This is a genomic window from Enterobacter sp. Bisph1 (assembly GCF_000814905.1).
Taxonomy (GTDB): Bacteria; Pseudomonadota; Gammaproteobacteria; order Enterobacterales; family Enterobacteriaceae; genus Kosakonia.
Map to the genome: position 1 here is coordinate 33,947 of NZ_JXAG01000053.1, position 20,749 is coordinate 54,695.

Annotated in this window: 18 protein-coding genes and 1 tRNA gene; 14 read left to right on the forward strand and 5 right to left on the reverse strand. The window is 54.1% G+C overall.

Going from position 1 to position 20,749, the window contains the following annotated elements:
- The first annotated feature begins 67 nt into the window (after nt 1-67).
- The 9 genes from RW65_RS20575 to yejF all read left to right on the forward strand — a co-directional run bounded on the left by RW65_RS20575 (nt 68) and on the right by yejF (nt 11,707).
- The gene (locus tag RW65_RS20575) at nt 68-1,534 is read left to right on the forward strand and encodes a mannitol dehydrogenase family protein (RefSeq protein WP_039058710.1); all 1,467 of its coding nucleotides are present in this window, start codon (nt 68-70) and stop codon (nt 1,532-1,534) included.
- A gap of 120 nt (nt 1,535-1,654) precedes the next feature.
- A complete protein-coding gene (locus RW65_RS20580; protein ID WP_039058711.1) occupies nt 1,655-2,632 on the forward strand; it encodes a CobW family GTP-binding protein in 978 nt (325 codons plus the stop codon).
- Nucleotides 2,633-2,674: 42 nt separating this feature from the next.
- Nucleotides 2,675-3,385: a phosphatase PAP2 family protein gene (locus RW65_RS20585; RefSeq protein WP_039058712.1), complete on the forward strand. Its 711-nt coding sequence runs from the start codon at nt 2,675-2,677 to the stop codon at nt 3,383-3,385.
- Between the two features lie 415 nt (nt 3,386-3,800).
- On the forward strand, nt 3,801-4,364 hold the full coding sequence (gene mepS, locus RW65_RS20590; protein ID WP_039058713.1) for a bifunctional murein DD-endopeptidase/murein LD-carboxypeptidase: 564 nt from the start codon (nt 3,801-3,803) through the stop codon (nt 4,362-4,364).
- 157 nt (nt 4,365-4,521) lie between these two features.
- On the forward strand, nt 4,522-6,078 hold the full coding sequence (gene pdeN / locus RW65_RS20595; RefSeq protein ID WP_039058714.1) for a cyclic di-3',5'-guanosine monophosphate phosphodiesterase PdeN: 1,557 nt from the start codon (nt 4,522-4,524) through the stop codon (nt 6,076-6,078).
- Between the two features lie 94 nt (nt 6,079-6,172).
- Nucleotides 6,173-7,981 carry an extracellular solute-binding protein gene (locus RW65_RS20600; protein WP_039058715.1) on the forward strand — a complete coding sequence of 603 codons (1,809 nt, stop codon included), beginning with the start codon at nt 6,173-6,175 and terminating at the stop codon, nt 7,979-7,981.
- Between the two features lie 9 nt (nt 7,982-7,990).
- Nucleotides 7,991-9,091, forward strand: coding sequence for a microcin C ABC transporter permease YejB (locus tag RW65_RS20605; protein ID WP_039058716.1), 1,101 nt, complete (start codon nt 7,991-7,993; stop codon nt 9,089-9,091).
- A complete protein-coding gene (locus RW65_RS20610) occupies nt 9,091-10,116 on the forward strand; it encodes a microcin C ABC transporter permease (protein ID WP_039058717.1) in 1,026 nt (341 codons plus the stop codon). The genes RW65_RS20605 and RW65_RS20610 overlap by 1 nt, the downstream gene beginning before the upstream one ends.
- A gap of 1 nt (nt 10,117) precedes the next feature.
- A complete protein-coding gene (gene yejF / locus RW65_RS20615) occupies nt 10,118-11,707 on the forward strand; it encodes a microcin C ABC transporter ATP-binding protein YejF (RefSeq protein WP_039058718.1) in 1,590 nt (529 codons plus the stop codon).
- Nucleotides 11,708-11,709: 2 nt separating this feature from the next.
- Here the strand turns inward: yejF and RW65_RS20620 are convergent, their stop codons facing one another.
- The 3 genes from RW65_RS20620 to rsuA form a co-directional block, all read right to left on the reverse strand.
- Nucleotides 11,710-12,054 (reverse strand): YejG family protein, encoded by a 345-nt coding sequence (locus RW65_RS20620; protein WP_039058719.1) that lies wholly within the window; start codon nt 12,052-12,054, stop codon nt 11,710-11,712.
- A gap of 336 nt (nt 12,055-12,390) precedes the next feature.
- Entirely contained in the window at nt 12,391-13,584 is a 1,194-nt protein-coding gene (locus RW65_RS20625) for a Bcr/CflA family multidrug efflux MFS transporter (protein ID WP_039058720.1), read from the reverse strand.
- Between the two features lie 14 nt (nt 13,585-13,598).
- Nucleotides 13,599-14,306 carry a 16S rRNA pseudouridine(516) synthase RsuA gene (gene rsuA / locus RW65_RS20630; RefSeq protein WP_039058721.1) on the reverse strand — a complete coding sequence of 236 codons (708 nt, stop codon included), beginning with the start codon at nt 14,304-14,306 and terminating at the stop codon, nt 13,599-13,601.
- A gap of 149 nt (nt 14,307-14,455) precedes the next feature.
- Here rsuA and radD point away from each other — a divergent pair, with 149 nt between their 5' ends.
- Together radD and rplY are read left to right on the forward strand one after the other, a co-directional pair.
- Nucleotides 14,456-16,216 (forward strand): DNA repair helicase RadD, encoded by a 1,761-nt coding sequence (gene radD / locus RW65_RS20635; protein ID WP_039058761.1) that lies wholly within the window; start codon nt 14,456-14,458, stop codon nt 16,214-16,216.
- Nucleotides 16,217-16,340: 124 nt separating this feature from the next.
- Nucleotides 16,341-16,625 carry a 50S ribosomal protein L25 gene (rplY, locus tag RW65_RS20640; protein WP_039058722.1) on the forward strand — a complete coding sequence of 95 codons (285 nt, stop codon included), beginning with the start codon at nt 16,341-16,343 and terminating at the stop codon, nt 16,623-16,625.
- Nucleotides 16,626-16,726: 101 nt separating this feature from the next.
- Here rplY and yejK read toward each other — a convergent pair whose 3' ends face one another.
- Nucleotides 16,727-17,734 carry a nucleoid-associated protein YejK gene (gene yejK, locus RW65_RS20645; protein ID WP_039058723.1) on the reverse strand — a complete coding sequence of 336 codons (1,008 nt, stop codon included), beginning with the start codon at nt 17,732-17,734 and terminating at the stop codon, nt 16,727-16,729.
- Between the two features lie 133 nt (nt 17,735-17,867).
- Here yejK and RW65_RS20650 point away from each other — a divergent pair, with 133 nt between their 5' ends.
- From RW65_RS20650 to RW65_RS20660, 3 genes are all read left to right on the forward strand, one after another.
- Nucleotides 17,868-18,095, forward strand: a complete 228-nt coding sequence (locus tag RW65_RS20650) for a YejL family protein (RefSeq protein ID WP_039058724.1) — start codon at nt 17,868-17,870, stop codon at nt 18,093-18,095.
- Between the two features lie 18 nt (nt 18,096-18,113).
- Entirely contained in the window at nt 18,114-19,874 is a 1,761-nt protein-coding gene (gene yejM / locus RW65_RS20655; RefSeq protein WP_039058725.1) for an LPS biosynthesis-modulating metalloenzyme YejM, read from the forward strand.
- A gap of 76 nt (nt 19,875-19,950) precedes the next feature.
- Nucleotides 19,951-20,027 (forward strand) — tRNA-Pro (locus RW65_RS20660).
- Nucleotides 20,028-20,264: 237 nt separating this feature from the next.
- Here RW65_RS20660 and RW65_RS20665 read toward each other — a convergent pair.
- Nucleotides 20,265-20,636 (reverse strand): STY0301 family protein, encoded by a 372-nt coding sequence (locus RW65_RS20665; protein WP_039058762.1) that lies wholly within the window; start codon nt 20,634-20,636, stop codon nt 20,265-20,267.
- Nucleotides 20,637-20,749: the final 113 nt, after the last annotated feature.

A 20,749-nucleotide genomic window follows, 5' to 3' on the forward strand; every position in this document is an offset into this window, starting at 1 on the left:
ATTCTTTTTGCTGTCATATAACTTTACACTGCATCTTGTTAATTATTGGTTAATCAGGTGTATATAGATGAAAACAATCGCCTCGGTCACACTTCCCGCCACGGTACAGCAGCCCAGTTATGACCGCGCTCAACTGCGCTCGCGCATTGTCCATTTTGGTTTTGGCGCTTTCCATCGTGCGCATCAGGCGCTACTGACGGATCGGGTGCTGAATGCGCAAGGCGGCGACTGGGGCATTTGCGAAATCAGCCTGTTCAGCGGCGATGTCTTAATGGCGCAGCTGCGTGAACAAGACCATTTATATACCGTGCTGGAAAAAGGGGCGGCGGGCAATCAGCCGATTATTATTGGCGCAGTCAATGAATGCCTCAACGCTAAGCTCGATTCACTGCCCGCCATTATTGAAAAATTCTGTGAACCGCAGGTGGCGATTGTTTCCCTGACCATTACCGAAAAAGGCTACTGCATCGATCCGGCCAGCGGCAAACTGGATCTCAGCCAGCCGCGTATTGCCCACGATCTTAAACATCCTGACGAACCGCATTCCGCACCCGGTATTCTGGTGGAAGCCCTTTCCCGCCGCCGCGCTCGCGGGCTGGCGCCGTTTACCGTGCTCTCCTGCGATAATATTCCCGATAATGGACATATTGTAAAAAACGCCGTGCTGGGTATGGCGCAAACCCGCTCTGCGGAGCTGGCACAGTGGATAGCAGAGCATGTTACTTTCCCCTCTACGATGGTCGATCGTATCGTGCCGGCGGCAACGGACGAATCGCTGGCGGAAATCGCTGACCTGCTGGGCGTATTCGATCCCTGCGCGATTAGCTGCGAGCCGTTTATCCAATGGGTAATAGAGGATAATTTTGTCGCCGGCCGTCCCGAGTGGGAAGTGGCGGGCGTACAGCTGGTGCAGGATGTGCAGCCCTGGGAGCAGATGAAGTTACGCATGCTCAACGGTAGCCACTCGTTTCTGGCTTATCTCGGTTATCTGGCGGGCTTCGCGCATATCAGTGATTGTATGCAGGATGAGGCGTTTCGCTCGGCGGTGCGCCGCCTGATGCTGGACGAGCAGGCCCCGACGCTGCGCATTCAGGGGGTTGACCTTACCGCTTATGCCAACAGCCTGATTGAGCGATTTTCTAACCCGGCGCTGAAGCACCGCACCTGGCAAATCGCCATGGACGGCAGCCAGAAGCTGCCGCAGCGTATGCTCGATGGCGTACGTGTTCATCTGGAGCGTAAAACTGCATGGCCGCTGCTGGCGCTGGGTATTGCCGGCTGGATGCGTTATGTCAGCGGCAGGGATGACGCGGGTGAAGTCATCGATATTCGCGATCCGCTGGCGGATAAAATCCGCGCGATTGTCGAAACCAGTAGCGTTAATGAGCGGGTCACGGCCCTGTTAACCCTGAAAGAGGTCTTTGGCAGTGAACTGCCGAGCAGCCCTGAATTTGTTGATGCCGTTCACCAGGCATGGCGAGAGTTGACGACGGATGGCGCTCACGCTGCGGTAAAACGCGCGCTCGGAATTTAACACTTTCTGCGGTTTAAGCGGACGGTTAGTGCTGTTACACCGTCCGCGCCCTTCTCTTTTCGCGCTTTTTTCGCCAGGATCGTCAGTCACACGCTAATTACCAAGACGTCTGGAGCACCTGTGACCAAAACCAATCTCATTACCGGCTTTCTCGGAAGTGGCAAAACCACGTCAATTTTGCATTTGCTGGCCAATAAAGACCCGCAGGAAAAGTGGGCGGTGCTGGTGAATGAATTTGGTGAAGTGGGGATTGATGGCGCACTGCTGGCAGACAGCGGCGCGCTGCTAAAAGAGATCCCGGGCGGCTGCATGTGCTGCGTCAATGGTCTGCCAATGCAGGTGGGTCTGAATACGCTGCTGCGCCAGGGAAAACCCGATCGCCTGCTGATTGAGCCGACGGGGCTCGGTCACCCAAAACAGATCCTCGATATCCTTACCGCGCCGGTGTACGAACCCTGGATAGACCTGCGCGCCACGCTCTGCTTACTGGATCCGCGCCAGCTGCTGGAGGAAAAGTATCTCACCAATGAGAACTTCCGCGACCAACTGGCGTCGGCGGATATTATTGTGACTAACAAGCAGGACCGCGCCACGCCGCAGAGCCAACAGGCGTTTGAAAAATGGTGGGCAGAATATGGCGATGACCGTCTGCAGGTTAGCGCCACCCAGGGCGCAATTGACGGCACGCTGCTCGACCTTCCACGACGTAATCTGCGTCAGTTGCCCGCCAGCGCCGCCCACGATCACGCGCATGCAGATAAACGCGGCCTTGCGGCGCTGAGCTTACCGGCGAACCAGCGCTGGCGTCGCAGCCTCAATCGCGGCCAGGGCCATTTCGCCTGCGGCTGGATTTTTGATGAAGAGACGGTGTTTGACACTATCGGTTTACTGGAGTGGGCGCGTCTGGCCCCCGTTGAAAGGGTTAAGGGTGTGATGCGCATTGCAGAGGGGCTGGTGCGTGTAAACCGCCAGGGCCAGGATTTGCATATTGAAACGCAAAATGTCGCGCCGCCAGATAGCCGAATCGAGCTAATTAGTGCTTCCGAGGCGGACTGGAACGCCCTTCAGTCCGCTCTGTTGAAGCTTCGTTTAAGTTAAGCACACTAACGTTGCATCTGTGTTAATTGAAATAGACTCGTAATGAAAACTCGTTTACCGCTTATTTTTTTGCTTAATGCCGCCGGACTGGCACTATTTTTATGCTGGTACTTGCCAGCGAACCACGGTTTTTGGTTCCCATTGGATTCTGCCATATTTCATTTCTTTAACCATGGGTTAACCCAAAGCCGTGCTTACCTGTGGCTGGTGGCGCTGACCAATAACCGCGCCTTTGACGCCTGTTCGCTGGTGGCAATGGGGTTGTTAATGCTCTCTTTCTGGCTGAAAGCAGATCCCTCCGGCCGCCGCCATATCCTGCTCATCGGCCTGGCCATGCTGCTAATCGCGGTGGTGATTAACCAGTTGGCCCAGCACCTGATGCCGGTGCAACGCGCCAGCCCGTCGCTGTTCTTTACCGATATCCATCGGGTGCGCGATCTGCTCGATTTTCCTACCAAGGACGCATCTAAAGACAGCTTCCCAGGCGATCATGGCATGATGCTCCTTATTTTCGCCGGGGTAATGTGGCGCTATTTTGGTCATAAAGCCTTTTTTATCGCGCTGGTTATTTTTGTGGTTTTTGCCTTTCCGCGAGTGATGATTGGCGCACATTGGTTAACCGATATTGTCGTCGGTTCTCTGTCGGCGGTATTAATTGGTTTGCCGTGGTGTTTGTTAACGCCACTTAGCGATAAAATAATTTCCTTGTTTGATAGTTTTTTACCCGGAAATAACAAAATATATACAAATTAAGTTTATCCCTGGCGACCATTCATCAGGGATCGTTGTCGATCCCTGACGTTAAATCCCGGTTACGACCTAATTTTTTCACTCTTTATCGATAACAATCCGTTAAAAAAAGCGTAATTTGTCCGCTATTTAAACTAAATCGATGATTTTTTCACCACTCTGTGACCTGTGTTTCCTATATCACAATTTCTTATAAAAAATTAAAGAAAACTTCTCGCCATGCCGAAGATGATCAGGTAACCTCGGTTCGTCTTGTGGCAAAGAGTGCTCTTAATTCTCATTGCACGTAAGAGTGTGCGTTGTTCCACAAAATTACGTCAGAGTATTTGTCTCGATCCATTCAGATAATTAATCTCGCTGCGTTGGCATTTTTTATAACGATATTTATCGTTAAGGACTTCAAGGGAAAATAAGCAACATGGTCAAATCTCAACCGATTTTGAGATATATCGTGCGGGCGATACCCGCGATTGCAGTAGCGGTTCTGCTTTCAGCTTGTTCTACAAATACCGCAAAGAACGTGCATTCTGAGACGCTTGCTGTGGGCGAAGATACCTCTTCACTGCAAGCCTCTCAGGATGAATTTGAGAATATGGTACGTAATCTGGACGTCAAAGGCCGCATTATGGACCAGTATGCTAACTGGAAAGGCGTTCGCTACCGTTTGGGCGGCGACACCAAAAAAGGCATTGATTGCTCCGGCTTCGTGCAGCGCACCTTCCGTGAACAGTTTGGTTTAGAGCTGCCTCGCTCGACCTGGGAACAGCAGGAAACCGGTAAGTCTATTTCGCGCACCAGTTTGCGCACCGGCGATCTGGTTCTGTTTAAAGCGGGTTCTACCGGCCGACATGTTGGTATCTACATCGGTAATAACCAGTTTGTGCATGCTTCCACCAGCAACGGTGTGATGATTTCAAGCATGGATGAACCCTACTGGAAGAAGCGCTACAACGAAGCGCGACGGATCCTGACACGCAGCTAATCACCTGATGCCGTTTTCCCTTGGCTGGCATCAGGCATAAAAAAACACTGCTCCGGTAGTGTTTTTTTATGCCTGCAATAGGCTTTATTCCCCTTTTCAGGTTATAGTCCAGCGAAACCACGACGCCGCCACGAATCTCAAAAATGGGTTTAACATCATGTTCACCCGCTCTTTTTCTTTCAGGCGTAAATTAGCGCTGACCAGCCTGCTTGTCGGTCTGAGTGCGGCTTTGCTCGCCGGCGGGTGTCAATTATGGTTCGAACAGCAGCGCCAGCAGGACAAATACGATACGCTACTCGCCAGCATGCACTCCTGGCTTACGGGCTATCTTAGCGATATCCGTGCGACATCCGAATCCCTCCAGCCCCTGACCATTAATGATTGCCATCAGGTTGCCAGCGAACTGACCTCTCGCGCCGCATTCAGCATGAACGTACGCGCGTTTTTATTGGTAAAAGACAGCTACGCCTTTTGCTCCTCTGCTACCGGCGAGATGCGAATGGCAATGAAAGATTTGGTGCCGGATATCGATCTGCAAAAAAACAGCGATATGGTGTTATTACCCGGTACGCCAATGTTGCCTGACAAACCGGCGATCGGTTTCTGGTTTCGCAGCCCATTGCTGGATCATCGCGGCGTCTTCGCCACGCTGAATATCAATTTGACGCCCTATTCACTTTACACCTCGCAACAGCCGGAGATGACCGGCATCGCGTTAGGCATCGGCGATCGAGCCGTTTCGACCTTTTCTGGCGGACTGATAACCCTGAGCCAAATCCCGCAGCCACCCATTTTAACCACGCACATTGAAGATTCGCCGATAACCCTGTACCTCTTTGCGCAGAAATGGCGTACCCAGGATATTCAGTTCGCGGCGCTACTGGGCGCAACCTTCGGAATGCTGGTGGGATTACTGACCGCTTTTGTGCTTTATAACCATGTGCGCCCGGGCAGAGAGATCCTCACCGGCATCAAGCGCGACCAGTTTTATGTGGTTTATCAACCGGTGATCTGTGCGAAAGATTTGCACATCACCGGCGTCGAAGTGCTGCTGCGCTGGCGGCATCCCACCGCCGGAGAAATAGCGCCGGATACCTTTATCCCCTTTGCTGAAGCGCAGCAGCTTATCGTACCGCTGACGTTGCATCTGTTTGATTTAATTGCGCGCGATGCGCCGCTATTGCAAAAACTGCTGCCGCCGGGTGCCAAGCTGGGCGTTAATATCGCACCGGGCCATCTGCATGCCGACCACTTTCTTGATGATATTCGCGCCTTCGACCGCTCTCTGCCCCCGCGCCATTTCAAACTCGTGCTGGAGATTACCGAGCGCGATATGCTGCGCTACACTGAAGTCGCGCAACGCTTTCAAGCGCTGCGCAGTGAAGGCTATCACGTTGCGATCGATGATTTTGGTACTGGCCATAGCGCACTCATCTATCTGGAAAAGTTCACGCTGGATTACCTGAAAATTGACCGTGGTTTCGTTAACGCTATCGGTACGGAAACCGTTACCTCCCCGGTGCTGGATGCCGTACTGGCGCTCGCCAACCGCCTCGATATGCTCACCATTGCAGAGGGCGTTGAAACGCCAGAACAAGCCCGATGGCTGCGTGAGCACGGCATTCATTATATGCAGGGTTTTCTTTTTAGCCACCCGCTGACCCTTGAGCAGTTTGCCGCCTGGCAACCGCCGAATTTCAACCTCATGCTGTAGCGTGAATAATTTCACATCGGGCGTAGCCTCCCTTATTATTCAATGATAAGGGTTTAGCGTGCCTGTCGCCTTGCAGGATAAAGGAACACACCGGATGAAGTTTGTGCGTATCTCAGCGTTATTGCTGGCTTTTGTCAGCCTGTTTGCTCAGGCGGAAACCATAAAAGAGAGCAGCTCATTCGCCGTTATTGGCGAACCTAAATACGCCATTAATTTTACCCATTTCGATTATGTTAATCCCGCCGCGCCAAAAGGCGGCAATATCACGCTATCGGTGCCAGGCACCTTCGACAACTTCAACCGTTTCGCCCTGCGCGGCAATGCGGCAGTGCGCACCGAATCCCTGTATGACGCACTATTTACCACCTCGGACGATGAACCCGGCAGTTACTACCCGCTGGTCGCAGAACTGGCGCGCTACGCCGACGATTTTTCGTGGATGGAGATAAGCCTCAATCCGCACGCGACCTTTCACGATGGCTCACCGATCCGCGCCAGCGATGTCGCCTTTACCTTTCAGAAGTTTATGACCGAAGGCGTGCCGCAATTTCGCCTGGTCTATAAAGGCACCAGCGTAAAAGCCATTGCGCCGTTAACCGTGCGTATTGAGCTTGCGAAGCCGGGTAAAGAGGACATGCTCAGCCTGCTAACGCTGCCGGTCCTGCCGGAGAAGTTCTGGAAGGACCATAAGCTCAGCGATCCGCTACCGCGCCCGCCGCTGGGCAGTGGGCCGTATCGCATCAGTAGCTGGCGTATGGGGCAATACGTTGCCTATACCCGCGTGCGCGATTACTGGGGCGTCAATCTGCCCGTCAATCAGGGGCGCTGGAACTTCGACAATATTCGCTATGACTACTATCTCGATGACAATGTGGCGTTTGAAGCGTTTAAAGCCGGTGCTTACGATCTGCGCAGCGAAGAGAGCGCGAAAAACTGGGCGACGCGCTATATCGGCACCAATTTCAGCCGCGGCTATATCGTTAAAGATGAAAAGCCCAACACTTCAGCCCAGGATACGCGCTGGCTGGCGTTTAACATCACCCATCCGATATTCAGCGACAGGCGCGTGCGCGAAGCGGTGTCGCTGGCCTTTGATTTTGAATGGATGAACAAAGCGCTGTTTTATGGCGCGTACAGCCGGGCAAACAGCTATTTCCAGAACACCGAATATGCGGCGCGCAACTATCCCGATGCCGATGAACTGACGCTGCTGGCACCGCTAAAAGAACAGCTGCCGCCGGAAGTGTTTACCTCCATTTATACGCCGGCCCAATCAAAAGGTGATGGTTACGACCGGGAGAACCTGCTGAAAGCCGATAAATTACTGACGGAATCCGGCTGGGTACTGAAAAACCAACAACGCGTTAATGCTCAAACCGGCAAGCCTTTTACCTTTGAATTGCTGCTGCCATCCGGGGGCAATACGCAGTGGGTACTGCCCTTTCAGCATAACCTGGCGCGGCTCGGTATCACCCTTGAGGTCCGCCAGGTGGACAACTCGCAGGCCACCAACCGTATGCGCAGCCGTGATTACGATATGATGCCGCGTCTGTGGCGTGCGCAGCCGTGGCCGAGCGGCGATTTGCAAATCTCCTGGAGCTCGCAATACATTGACTCTTCTTATAACGCGCCCGGGGTTAAAAACCCGGCGGTGGATAACCTGATTGAGCAGATCAATCGCTGGCAGGGCAATAAAGAGAAACTGCTGCCCCTCGGACGCGCGCTGGATCGCGTCCTGACCTGGAACTATTACATGCTGCCAATGTGGTATATGGCCGCCGATCGCGTCGCATACTGGGATAAATTTTCTATGCCCGGCATTCGCCCCGTCTACTCGCTGGGTTTTGACACCTGGTGGTATGACGTCAACAAGGCGGCAAAATTGCCCGCCGCCAGACGGTAAGGAGAAGGGATGGGCGCGTACATCATTCGGCGGTTATTGCTGATCATTCCCACAATCTGGGCCATCATCACCATCAACTTTTTTATCGTGCAGATCGCCCCCGGCGGGCCGGTTGACCAGGCCATCGCGGCGATTGAGTTTGGCGATCAGAACAACCTGCCGGGTGGCGGCGGGGGCGGAATGGGTGCGACCCATGCGCGCACCGGCGTCGGCGATGTATTGAGTAATGACAGCCACTATCGCGGCGGCCGCGGTCTTGATCCGCAAGTGATTGAAGAGATCAAAAAGCGTTACGGTTTTGATAAGCCGATGTACCAGCGCTACTTTACGATGCTGTGGGATTACGTGCGCTTCGACTTTGGCGACAGCCTGTTTCGCAGCGCGTCGGTACTGCAATTAATTAAAGACAGCCTGCCGGTTTCGGTGACGATTGGCCTGTGGGGCACGCTGATTATCTATCTGGTATCGATTCCTCTCGGTATTCGTAAGGCGGTCTACAACGGTAGCCGCTTTGATATCTGGAGCAGCGCATTCATCATTATTGGTTACGCCATTCCGCCGTTCCTGTTCGCCATTATGTTGATTATTTTCTTCGCCGGCGGCAGCTATTACGATTTCTTCCCGCTGCGCGGGCTGGTGTCGGCCAGTTTCGACACCTTACCGTGGTATAAGCAAATAACCGACTATCTGTGGCATATCGCCCTGCCGGTACTGGCGACGGTGATTGGCGGTTTCGCCGCGCTGACCATGCTGACGAAAAACTCTTTCCTCGATGAGATCCGTAAACAGTACGTGGTGACGGCGCGTGCCAAAGGTGTTAGCGAGCGCAATATTATGCGCAAGCATGTCTTTCGTAACGCCATGCTGCTGGTGATTGCCGGTTTCCCCGCCACCTTTATCAGCATGTTTTTTACCAGTTCGCTGCTGATCGAGGTGATTTTCTCCCTCAACGGGCTGGGGTTGTTGGGTTATGAAGCCACTATTTCGCGGGATTACCCGGTGATGTTTGGCACGCTCTATATTTTCTCGTTGGTCGGCCTGCTGCTCAATATCCTCAGTGATATCACCTATACGCTGGTGGATCCGCGCATCGATTTCGAGGGACGCTGATGTTTCAATTAAGCTATGTCAACCAGGCGCGCTGGGCGCGTTTTCGCCATCACCGCCGCGGCTACTGGTCTCTGTGGATTTTTCTGGTGATCTTTATTGTTAGCCTGTTCGCTGAACTGGTGGCCAACGACAAGCCCCTGTTAGTGCGCTACGACGGCGAATGGTTTGCGCCAGCGTTGAGAAATTATAGCGAAAGCGATTTTGGCGGCCCTCTCGCCACACCGGCGGATTACCAGGATCCGTGGCTGCAAAAGCAGCTGCAAGAACACGGTTGGGTGTTGTGGGCACCGGTGCGTTTTGGTGCGCGCAGCATTAATTACTCGACCACCCAGCCCTTCCCTTCTCCGCCGTCGGCGCAAAACTGGCTCGGCACGGACGCCAACGGCGGCGATGTGCTGGCGCGCATTCTTTACGGCACCCGTATCTCATTATTGTTCGGTTTGATGCTAACCCTGTTTTCCAGCGTGATTGGCATTGTGGCCGGCGCGCTGCAGGGCTATTACGGCGGCAAAATCGACCTGATCGGCCAGCGCTTTATTGAAGTCTGGTCGGGTCTGCCGACGCTGTTCTTGATTATTCTGCTCTCGAGCGTCATCCAGCCGGATTTCTGGTGGTTGCTGGGTATTACGGTGCTGTTTGGCTGGATGACGCTGGTCAGCGTGGTCCGCGCCGAATTTCTGCGTACGCGTAATTTTGACTATATTCGCGCCGCGCAGGCGATGGGCGTGGGCGATCGCGGCATTATCGTGCGTCATATGCTGCCTAATGCGATGGTCGCGACGCTGACGTTCCTGCCGTTTATCCTCTGTGGTTCGGTGGGCACGCTCACCTCCCTTGATTTCCTCGGCTTTGGTTTGCCCCTCGGTTCACCGTCGCTGGGCGAACTGCTGCTGCAAGGGAAAAATAACTTACAGGCGCCCTGGCTGGGGATTGCCGCTTTTTTCTCTACCGCCCTGCTGCTGTCGCTACTGATTTTTATTGGCGAAGCGGTGCGCGACGCGTTTGACCCGAATAAGGCGCTATAACATGACTTCTCCCCTGCTCTCCATTGACGCGCTGACGGTGGCCTTTCGCCAGGCAGAAACCCTGCATACGGTGGTTAACGATCTCTCTTTACGCATTGAGGCGGGCGAAACGCTGGCGCTGGTGGGCGAGTCCGGCTCCGGTAAAAGCGTCAGCGCACTCTCTATCCTGCGCCTGCTGCCCTCGCCGCCGGTGGTTTACCCCGCTGGCGATATTCTGTTTCACGGGGAATCTTTGCTGCATGCCAGCGAGCGAACCTTGCGTAGCGTGCGCGGTAATAAAATCGCCATGATTTTCCAGGAGCCGATGGTCTCTCTCAATCCGCTGCATACCCTGGAAAAACAGCTCTATGAAGTGCTCTCACTGCATCGCGGTATGCGCCATGAAGCGGCGCGGGCGGAAATTCTTGATTGTCTGGACAGAGTCGGCATCCGCAACGCACGCGCGCGGCTAGGTGATTTCCCACACCAGCTTTCCGGCGGCGAGCGCCAGCGCGTCATGATTGCCATGGCGCTGCTGACGCGCCCGGAGCTGCTGATAGCCGATGAGCCGACCACCGCGCTGGACGTCTCGGTCCAGGCGCAGATCCTGACGTTATTACGTGAGCTACGCGATGAACTTAATATGGGGCTTCTGTTTATCACCCATGATTTAAACATTGTGCGTAAGCTGGCGGATAATGTGGCGGTGATGCAAAACGGCCGCTGCGTCGAGCAAAACAGCGCGCAGAAGCTGTTTAACGCCCCCGCCCATCCCTATACGCAAAAGCTGTTGAATAGCGAACCTGCCGGCGATCCTGTTCCGCTGCATGCCGATGCGCAGCCATTATTGCAGGTGGAAAACCTCGGCGTCAGCTTCCCGGTGCGTAAAGGGATTTTCAGGCGCGTAGTCGATAACAATCAAGTGGTGAAAGATATCAGCTTTACGCTACGCCCCGGTGAAACGCTGGGGCTGGTGGGGGAATCGGGCTCGGGGAAAAGCACAACCGGACTGGCGTTGCTGCGCCTGGTGGCTTCGCAGGGCACCATCCTCTTTGACGGCAAACCGCTGCATTTGTGGAACCGTAAACAGATGCTGCCGGTACGCCATCGTATTCAGGTGGTGTTTCAGGATCCCAACTCTGCTTTAAACCCACGGCTCAACGTGCTGCAAATTATCGAAGAGGGGCTGCGGGTGCATCATCCTGAGCTGTCGCGCGAGGCGCGTGAACTGCGGGTGATCGAGGTGATGCAGGAAGTGGGGCTGGATGCCGACACGCGGCGGCGGTTTCCCGGTGAGTTCTCCGGTGGCCAGCGCCAGCGTATTGCCATTGCCCGCGCGCTGATCCTTAAGCCGGAGCTGATCATTCTCGATGAACCTACGTCATCGCTGGATCGCACCGTGCAGGCGCAAATCCTTGCGCTGCTGAAATCGCTGCAGGAAACCTACCGGCTGGCGTATATCTTTATCAGCCACGACTTGCAGGTGGTGCGCACATTGTGTCACCAGGTGATTGTGCTAAAGCAAGGGGAAGTGGTAGAGCAAGGCGAATGCCGACGCGTATTTGACGCACCTGCGCAAGCCTATACACGCCAGCTTCTGGCGTTAAGCTAACTTCAGAAAGGGTTTTGCCCGCAGAACGGTTCCGCGATAGCAACGCCAAAGTTTTTCAGGCGGCAGGTTGCGGCAAACTCATCTTCGCCGTTCACGAACAGGCAGGGTTCGCCTTCGCACTCAAGCACCGAGCACCTGACTTCGATATCGCTCAACGCCTGGCTTAGCTTGTGCATTACCGACCACGCGTTGTCGCCGTCCGGGCTAAGCAGCTTTAAGGCTACCAGCCTGTCGTCCTCGGTCGTACCGTTTTGCGGAATCGGTTCAACTTTCGCGCCTGCAAAACCCTCCAGCCAGCGATAACACTGGGGCAGACGATGGATGATGGAGAGCTGTAATGTATTCACTTTCTTTCCCCGGAAGCACTTCACTTCACAATAATTTCACATTTATATTAACACATTATTGACAATTCATCTTGTCAACCGCCAACAACGCGTGCTTTCCCGCGTGGCGTCTGGTCTTGTGGCTCATTTATCAATATTTTAAGAACTGAGCGTCAGACCCTGTTTCGGGGTATATGTACCCGTTTCTGCGATCTAACTCAACCTTTTTCACTACAATGATGTGACTTTTTACACGAACGGATTTTACATAAAATAAACAAATACGGGGAAGGCGAAGTGGTTTCTCGTTGACATGCATCAAAAAAGGGAGCGTTTTTCGCTCCCTGGCATAGGGGATTAGCCTGTTTTTTTCGATCGCGACGCGTAGAGATAAAAGAGGATCGAACAGGTGGCACAGAAGGTGATGGACCAAATCATTGGCCACGCGGAATTAAAGGTTGCCAGCGATAGCAGCGCCCCGACGATGGCACCAATGCCAAAGCGGAAGGTTCCCGCCAGCGATGACGCAGTACCGGCCATATGCGGAAACTCATCAAGAATCACAGCCATCGCGTTTGACGCCACCAGCGATACGCAGCCGACAAACGCCGCCACGCCCAGCACCAGCGACCAGAAGCCAACATCTAACAATGCGGTCACCACCATCCACAGCGCCATTGCAAACTGGATCCACAGCCCGCTGCGGAACATATTCAGCGCGCCGACGCGACGAACAATGCGGCCATTGACGATGGTGGTCACAATCAGAAAAACAATGTTCAGCGCAAAGTAGTAGCCAAAATTCTGCGGCGAAACGTGGTTGATTTCGATATAGACAAACGGCCCGGCGCTAAGAAAAGAGAACATCCCGGCAAAGCTAAAACCGCTCGCCAGCATATAGCTCAGCACCCGTTTGTGGCGAAACAGCGAGGCGAAGTTGCCAAGCGTGGTGCGAATATGGAATTTTTGCCGTTTCTCAACGGGCAGGGTTTCGCGGATGAAAAAGGCAATCATCGCCGATGCCATGAGCGCGGCTATCGCCAGAATCCAGAAAATCGCATGCCAGCTAAACCACACCAGTACCGCACCACCCACCATCGGCGCCAGCAGCGGAGCAATGGTGGTCACCAGCATCACAAAGGACATCATGCGCGAGAACTCTTCGCGCGGGTAGATATCCCGCATCAGGGCGTTAATCACCACGCTTGCCGCCGCAGCCGCCAGGCCGTGGAAGAAGCGCATGGTAATTAACTGTTCAATACTCTGCGCCAGCGCACAGGCCACGGCGGCTGCGGCAAAAACCAGCGTTCCGCCGAGAATCACCGGCTTACGTCCAATGCTGTCCGCCATCGGGCCATACAACAGTTGCCCAACCGCAAAGCCTAAAATGTAGGTGCTCAGGGTCATCTGCGCGCTGCCCGCCGGTACGCCAAACTGTTCGGCAATCACCGGCAGCGCGGGCAGATACATATCTATCGATAACGGCATCAGCATGGCCAACAGGCCAAGAATAAAGACAATGCTCAGTGATGAGTGTGGCCTGCGGGTCACGTGAATCTCCTGAATTAGCGGGATGGCATGCCAACGCTGGCAATTTCTTCTTCGGTTAACGGACGGTATTCGCCCGGCGCAAGATCGTCGTCCAGCGCGATTGCGCCGATGCGCTCACGGTGCAGGCCAACCACGTGATTACCCACGGCGGCAAACATGCGTTTTACCTGATGGTAGCGCCCTTCACTGATGGTTAAACGCACCTGCGTGGGGGTGATAACTTCCAGCAGCGCAGGCTTGGTGAGATCTTTTTCATTATGCAGCTGTACGCCGCGGGCAAACTGCTCAGCGGTATCCTCGGACACCGGTGATTCCAGCGTGACGAGATAGGTTTTATCGCACTGGTGGCGTGGGGAAGTGATGCGGTGCGACCATTGACCATCGTCGGTCATCAACACTAAACCGGTGGTATCAATGTCCAGACGCCCTGCCGCATGCAGTTTATGCGCGACCGGTTCATCGAGGAAATAGAGCACCGTCGGATGATCAGGATCGTCCGTCGAGCAGACATAGCCTTCCGGTTTGTGCAGCATAAAATAGCGCGGGCCTGTTTGCTGAACGAGGGTGTTACCGTCATATTCCACCTCGTGTTCGGGCTGCAGTTTGAAAGCGGTATCTCTGACAATGTCGCCATTGACGGTAACGCGCTGACCGCGGATTTCACGCCCGGCAATAGCGCGGCTGACGCCGAGTTGCTGAGCGATAAACTTATCAAGTCGCATGAAATTTTTTTGCCTGTATGGTGCTGGGTGCGGGCAATGCGCCCAAAAAGAGAAATGAGTACCCTGACAGTATAACGAGCATCACAGACCGCTCAAAGGAAAGATTCGTGGCATACTGTGCCGCGTGAATGTGTAACGCCTGCGAGACAATGACTTTTACCTTACGCCCTTATCAACGCGAGGCGGTCGACGCCACCCTCGCCCATTTTCGCCACCATGCAGAACCTGCGGTGATTGTGCTGCCCACCGGCGCGGGCAAAAGCCTGGTTATCGCCGAACTGGCGCGGCTGGCGCGCGGTCGCGTGTTGGTGCTGGCGCATGTTAAAGAGCTGGTGGCGCAAAACCACGCCAAGTATCTCGCGCTGGGGCTGGAGGCCGATATTTTTGCCGCCGGGCTGAAAAGCAAACAGAGCCACGGCAAAGTGGTTTTTGGCAGCGTCCAGTCCGTGGCACGTAATCTGGCGCAGTTTCAAAACGAGTTCTCCCTGCTGATTATCGATGAGTGCCATCGCATCAGCGACGATGATGACAGCCAGTATCAGCAAATCCTTAACCATTTACGTGAAGTCAATCCGCAGCTGCGCCTGCTGGGCCTGACCGCCACGCCGTTTCGCCTCGGTAAAGGCTGGATCTACCGCTTTCATTATCACGGCATGGTGCGCGGCGATGAAAAAGCGCTGTTTCGTGACTGCATCTATGAGCTGCCGCTGCGTTATATGATTAAGCACGGCTTTCTGACGCCGCCGGAGCGGCTGGATATGCCGGTGGTGCAGTATGATTTCAGCCGGTTGCAGACGCAAAGCAATGGCCTGTTTAGCGAAGCCGATCTGAATCGCGAGTTGAAAAAGCAGCAGCGTATTACGCCGCACATTGTCAGCCAGATCGTTGAATTTGCCGAGACGCGCAAAGGGGCGATGATCTTTGCCGCCACCGTCGAGCACGCGAAAGAGATAACAGGCCTGCTGCCCGCCAACGATGCGGCGCTGATCACCGGTGAAACCCCTGGCCCGCAGCGCGATGCCTTAATTGAGGCCTTTAAAAATCAGCAGTTTCGCTTCCTGGTGAATGTCGCGGTGTTAACAACCGGCTTTGATGCGCCTCATGTCGATCTGATTGCTATTCTGCGCCCCACAGAATCCGTCAGCCTCTATCAGCAGATTGTCGGTCGCGGCCTGCGCCTTGCGCCGGGTAAAACCGACTGCCTGATCCTCGATTATGCCGGTAACCCACACGATCTGTATGCACCAGAGATCGGCGCGCCAAAAGGCAAAAGTGATAACGTGCCGGTGCAGGTGTTCTGTCCGGCCTGCGGTTTTGCCAATACCTTTTGGGGAAAAACCACCGCCGACGGCACGCTGATTGAGCATTTTGGCCGCCGCTGCCAGGGCTGGCTGGAAGATGATGAAGGCCAGCGTGAACAGTGCGATTTCCGCTTTCGCTTTAAAAACTGTCCGCAGTGCAATGCGGAAAACGATATCGCTGCCCGCCGCTGTCGCACCTGCGACGCGGTACTGGTCGATCCGGACGATATGCTCAAAGCGGCATTAAAATTGAAAGATGCCCTGGTGCTGCGCTGCAGCGGCATGACGCTTAACCACGGTGCGGATGAGAAAGGCGAATGGCTGAAAATCACCTATCACGATGAAGATGGCGCAGAGGTGAGCGAGCGCTTTCGTCTGCAAACCCCTGCTCAGCGCACCGCCTTTGAACAGCTCTTTATGCGCCCGCATACGCGTACGCCCGGCGTGCCGCTGCGCTGGATTGTTGCGGCGGATATCGTGGCGCAGCAGGTGCTGTTACGCCATCCCGATTTCGTGGTCGCCCGTCTTAAAGGTCAGTACTGGCAAGTGCGTGAGAAAGTGTTCGATTATGAAGGCCGTTTTCGTCGGGCGCATGAATTACGCGGATAAGTGTGCTTTTAATTGATGTATCGGCTATTCGAGGATAGAATACCGCCCGCTTTTGCATCCGCAAAGCCGATCATCTGCCTGTTGCTGGGTCGCCTGTAACAGGAATTATTAAAGAGAGATTTAAATGTTTACTATTAACGCAGAAGTACGTAAAGAGCAGGGTAAGGGTGCGAGCCGCCGCCTGCGCGCAGCGAACAAGTTCCCGGCTATCGTTTACGGTGGAACTGAAGCGCCGATCGCTATCGAACTGGATCATGACAAACTGTGGAACCTGCAGTCTAAAGCTGAATTCTACAACGAAGTTGTGACTATCGCGCTCGATGGCAAAGAAGTAAAAGTGAAAGTTCAGGCTGTACAGCGTCACGCGTACAAACCGAAACTGTCTCACATCGACTTCGTTCGCGCTTAATCGCCGACAAGTTGTGAAAAAACCCGCTACGGCGGGTTTTTTTATGCCAGTGCACGGCGAAAAGCATGACGAAAACCTGCCCGCAGGCAGGTATCGAGAGTTTACTTCCCGCCCGACAGACGACGCTGCAGCTGATCGCGCAGATTCGGCGGCGTACCTTTAATCGTCAGGGTATCCGTCATCGGATCCCAGAAAATGCGTTCGCCAAGCAGTAGCGCATCAAAATTGATGGTCAGACCGCCGCCGCTGCCGGCATATTTGGTCAATTGACGCAGCGTACTGCGATCCGCCGGGAAACTCTCTTCCAGTTCATAGCCCTGGCCTGCGGTAAACTCTTCGAAGCTCACTTCGCTTACACCAGCCAGCTCTTTCGAGAGCGAGGCCAGCTCAATCTCTTCCCCCGCCTGCAATTGCTCATTGCAGTAGCTGTAAACCTGCTGGCGCACCGTCTGGCGCTCTGATTTATCCAGATCGGCCTGAGCGGTAAAATCATCGACCGCCTGCAGCAGCCCGCGGTTCTGCGCTTTGGCGTTCAGCCCCTCTTCAGCCCCGAGGAAATCCATAAAGAAGTCGGCGACTTTACGCCCTACCCGGCCTTTCAGGAAGGTGAGATAGCGCGTTGATTCCGGGTTGGTTTCCCACTCCGTCAGATCGATACGCGCCACGATATCCGCATGGTTAATGTCCAGATAGTGCGTGGAGCTGATATCCAGATTTTCATTGACGCGCATGCTGCTTAAGTTGTTCAGCACCGCAACCAGCAGATATTCCACCGCCAGGTAGCGATAGTGACAGAACAGCACAATTCCGCCGTCGGCGAACGGGTATTTCGCCAGTTCATCACGTAAGCGCCCGGTTGCCGCGCGGCTAAAGGCCAGGAACTCCTCTTCGCCCTGACGCTGAAGACGCAGCGCCTGCGCCAGTTCGCTGTCGGCATTAAACAGGCCGTAGGCTTTGTTTTTCGCGCTGTAGACCCGGTGCAGTTCGGCCACCATCTCTTCAACAGGCGCTGTAGGTTCAAGCAAAGAATCGCGCAGCACCAGTTCAAGGGTTTGCTCATCGCGTTTGATAAGCTGATGCAGGGCAATCTGGTTGATGTCCAGACTCATGATAAACTCTCCTTTTAGACCGGCGGTATTCAACCACCACCAACGCGACTGTGCAACTGCTGATAAAAAAGCAGAAAAAAAGCTGTTGCTACGGTAATATGTTGCCCTTTCATGAACAGACTGATTTCGATTTATGCCACAAATCTCCCGCTACAGTGATGAACACGTAGAACAGCTCCTTAGCGAACTGGCTAACGTGCTGGAAAAACACCAGGCTCCGACCGACCTGTCCCTGATGGTGCTGGGCAATATGGTGACGAACCTGATTAACACCAGCGTCGCGCCAGCGCAGCGTCAGGCTATCGCGAAGTCGTTCGCGCAGGCGTTACAATCGTCTATTGGCGACGACAAAGCGCATTAAGGGAAATAGCGACAATTTATGGTGACTCATCGTCAGCGCTACCGTGAAAAAGTCTCCCAGATGGTTAGCTGGGGGCACTGGTTCGCGTTGTTCAACATTTTGTTGGCCATCGTGCTCGGTAGCCGCTATCTGTTTGTTGCCGACTGGCCGACCACCCTCTCCGGACGAATTTATTCTTATTTGAGCGTGGTCGGGCATTTTAGCTTTCTGGTGTTTGCCACCTATTTACTGGTGCTGTTCCCGCTGACCTTTATCGTTATGTCCCAGCGGTTGATGCGGGTGCTCTCGGCCCTGCTGGCAACCGCCGGAATGACGCTGCTGCTGATCGACAGCGAAGTGTTTACCCGTTTTCACCTGCATCTCAATCCGGTGGTCTGGGAGCTGGTGATTAACCCGGACCAGAACGAAACTGCCCGCGACTGGCAGCTGATGTTTATCAGCGTGCCGGTGATCCTGCTGATTGAGATGCTGTTTGCCACCTGGAGCTGGCAGAAGCTGCGCAGCCTGACGCGCCGCCGCCATTATGCGAAACCGCTGGCCGCCTTTTTCTTCGTCGCCTTTATCGCAACCCATGTGATGTACATTTGGGCTGACGCTAATTTCTATCGTCCGATTACCATGCAGCGGGCGAATTTACCTCTCTCCTACCCGATGACCGCACGCCGATTCCTGGAAAAACACGGGCTGCTTGATGCGCAGGATTACCAGCGCCGCCTGGTGGAACAAGGCAATCCCGAAGCGGTTTCGGTGCAGTATCCGTTAAGTGAACTGCGCTATCAGGATATGGGATCGGGCCAGAACGTTCTGCTGATTACCGTCGACGGCCTCAACTATTCGCGTTATGAAAAACAGATGCCGCAGCTGGCGAGCTTCGCCGAGCAAAACGTGAACTTCACACAGCATATGAGCTCGGGCAACAGCGCGGACGATGGCTATTTCGGCCTGTTTTACGGCATTTCCCCAAGCTATATGGATGGCGTGCTGTCGGCGCGCATCCCGGCGGCGTTGATTACCGCTTTCAACCAGCAGGGTTATCAGTTAGGCCTGTTCTCCTCCGATGGCTTTAGCAGCCCGCTTTATCGTCAGGCGCTGCTGTCGGATTTCTCGCTGCCCGCCGCCAAAGCGCAGAGCGATGAAGAGACCGCCAACCAGTGGATCAACTGGCTTGGGCATTATGCCCAGGATGATAACCGTTGGTTCTCGTGGATTTCCTTAAACGGCACCGCCACGGTTGATATGACGCAGCCCGGTTTTGCCCGCAAATATGGCCGCGCCGCCTCACAGGTGGATGCGCAGATCGCCCGCGTGCTTGACGCTCTGCGCGCCGCCGGTAAGCTCGACGACACGGTGGTGATTATCACCGCCGGTTACGGCATCCCGGGAAGCAAAGAGGACAGCCATTTTGAGTGGTCGCGCAGCCATCTGCATGTACCGCTCGTCGTGCACTGGCCGGGCACCCCGGCGCAGCGGATCGTTAAGCTTACGGGCCATAAAGATATTATGACTACCCTGATGCAGCGCCTGCTGCACGTCACTACGCCCGCGAATGAGTATTCCCAGGGTCAGGACTTGTTTAACGCTGCGCGCCGTCATAACTGGGTTACCGCGGCGAATAACAGCGTGCTGGCGATTACCACACCGGAACTAACGCTGGTGCTGAATCAGAACGGGAATTACCAGACGTGGAATACGCAGGGTGAAAAAATTCACGATCAGAAACCGCAGCTCAGTTTACTGCTGCAGGTTCTGACGGATGAAAAACGTTTTATCGCTAACTGATTGATTAATTATGAATCACTCAGCGTGTCCTTGACTTGCAATCAGCGATGAAAAGGGTACTATTAGCGCCACATGTCGGCACGTAGCGCAGCCTGGTAGCGCACTGTCATGGGGTGTCAGGGGTCGGAGGTTCAAATCCTCTCGTGCCGACCAAATCATCATTCTGGATGTATCTACTACATACGGAAACCCCACAAAAAACCGCATACTTTTTGAGTTTGCGGTTTTTTTGTTGCCTGACTCAGCGAGTCGCTCCTCTAAACCACCCGCAAAAAGAGCGTGATATCGAAGAACTAAGACGAGAAATTTGTTTCAAGAACGTGGCGTGTGCTGAGGAAATGCCAGCATCTCGTTGCGAACGTCTTAACGAAATCTGGCACTTCGATGGGCTTATTCGCAAGTTATATGTGTGCGTTCAGCACTTCCCTCGATCCATGCTGAACATTTTTTCGCGCTCGCCGGGATTTTCAACGTAACCGTCTTTTTTGTCCCTTTAAACTGACAAACAAGAAACATAGCGGTGTTGCGTGCTTTAGCCGCAGCCTGCGAATCACTCAGTGTCCATACAGCAGCTTCATCGGAATCAGGCATCAAAGAACCCATTTCTTCTGGGGGCCCTTCAAATACATCAAGATTAAAGAGCGGGTATTGCTTGTGATTTTCTGTTAGAGACTGTGGGCACTCGATTTTTTCAGCATAGCTGAGTCCGGAATAAAGCCAGAAAATAGCACTTAAGGCGAGCGCCCTTTTACTCCACAACATAGTAATTCCCTCCGACGTTTTCAGGGCGCGGCTTAGGTACAAATTCATATTCCACTTACTCCCGTAGTGAGATCTATGCGTCTATTGCGGGTTATCACGCCGCTAGTGTATGG

Excerpts from the sequence above, each read along its gene's own strand:
- radD (WP_039058761.1), top strand. The coding sequence starts at position 14,456 with ATGACTTTTACCTTACGCCCTTATCAACGCGAGGCGGTCGACGCCACC.
- rplY (WP_039058722.1), top strand. The coding sequence starts at position 16,341 with ATGTTTACTATTAACGCAGAAGTACGTAAAGAGCAGGGTAAGGGTGCG.
- RW65_RS20575 (WP_039058710.1), top strand. The coding sequence starts at position 68 with ATGAAAACAATCGCCTCGGTCACACTTCCCGCCACGGTACAGCAGCCC.
- pdeN (WP_039058714.1), top strand. The coding sequence starts at position 4,522 with ATGTTCACCCGCTCTTTTTCTTTCAGGCGTAAATTAGCGCTGACCAGC.
- RW65_RS20610 (WP_039058717.1), top strand. The coding sequence starts at position 9,091 with ATGTTTCAATTAAGCTATGTCAACCAGGCGCGCTGGGCGCGTTTTCGC.
- RW65_RS20650 (WP_039058724.1), top strand. The coding sequence starts at position 17,868 with ATGCCACAAATCTCCCGCTACAGTGATGAACACGTAGAACAGCTCCTT.
- RW65_RS20665 (WP_039058762.1), bottom strand. The coding sequence starts at position 20,636 with ATGTTGTGGAGTAAAAGGGCGCTCGCCTTAAGTGCTATTTTCTGGCTT.
- RW65_RS20585 (WP_039058712.1), top strand. The coding sequence starts at position 2,675 with ATGAAAACTCGTTTACCGCTTATTTTTTTGCTTAATGCCGCCGGACTG.
- yejM (WP_039058725.1), top strand. The coding sequence starts at position 18,114 with ATGGTGACTCATCGTCAGCGCTACCGTGAAAAAGTCTCCCAGATGGTT.
- mepS (WP_039058713.1), top strand. The coding sequence starts at position 3,801 with ATGGTCAAATCTCAACCGATTTTGAGATATATCGTGCGGGCGATACCC.
- RW65_RS20605 (WP_039058716.1), top strand. The coding sequence starts at position 7,991 with ATGGGCGCGTACATCATTCGGCGGTTATTGCTGATCATTCCCACAATC.
- yejF (WP_039058718.1), top strand. The coding sequence starts at position 10,118 with ATGACTTCTCCCCTGCTCTCCATTGACGCGCTGACGGTGGCCTTTCGC.
- yejK (WP_039058723.1), bottom strand. The coding sequence starts at position 17,734 with ATGAGTCTGGACATCAACCAGATTGCCCTGCATCAGCTTATCAAACGC.
- RW65_RS20600 (WP_039058715.1), top strand. The coding sequence starts at position 6,173 with ATGAAGTTTGTGCGTATCTCAGCGTTATTGCTGGCTTTTGTCAGCCTG.
- rsuA (WP_039058721.1), bottom strand. The coding sequence starts at position 14,306 with ATGCGACTTGATAAGTTTATCGCTCAGCAACTCGGCGTCAGCCGCGCT.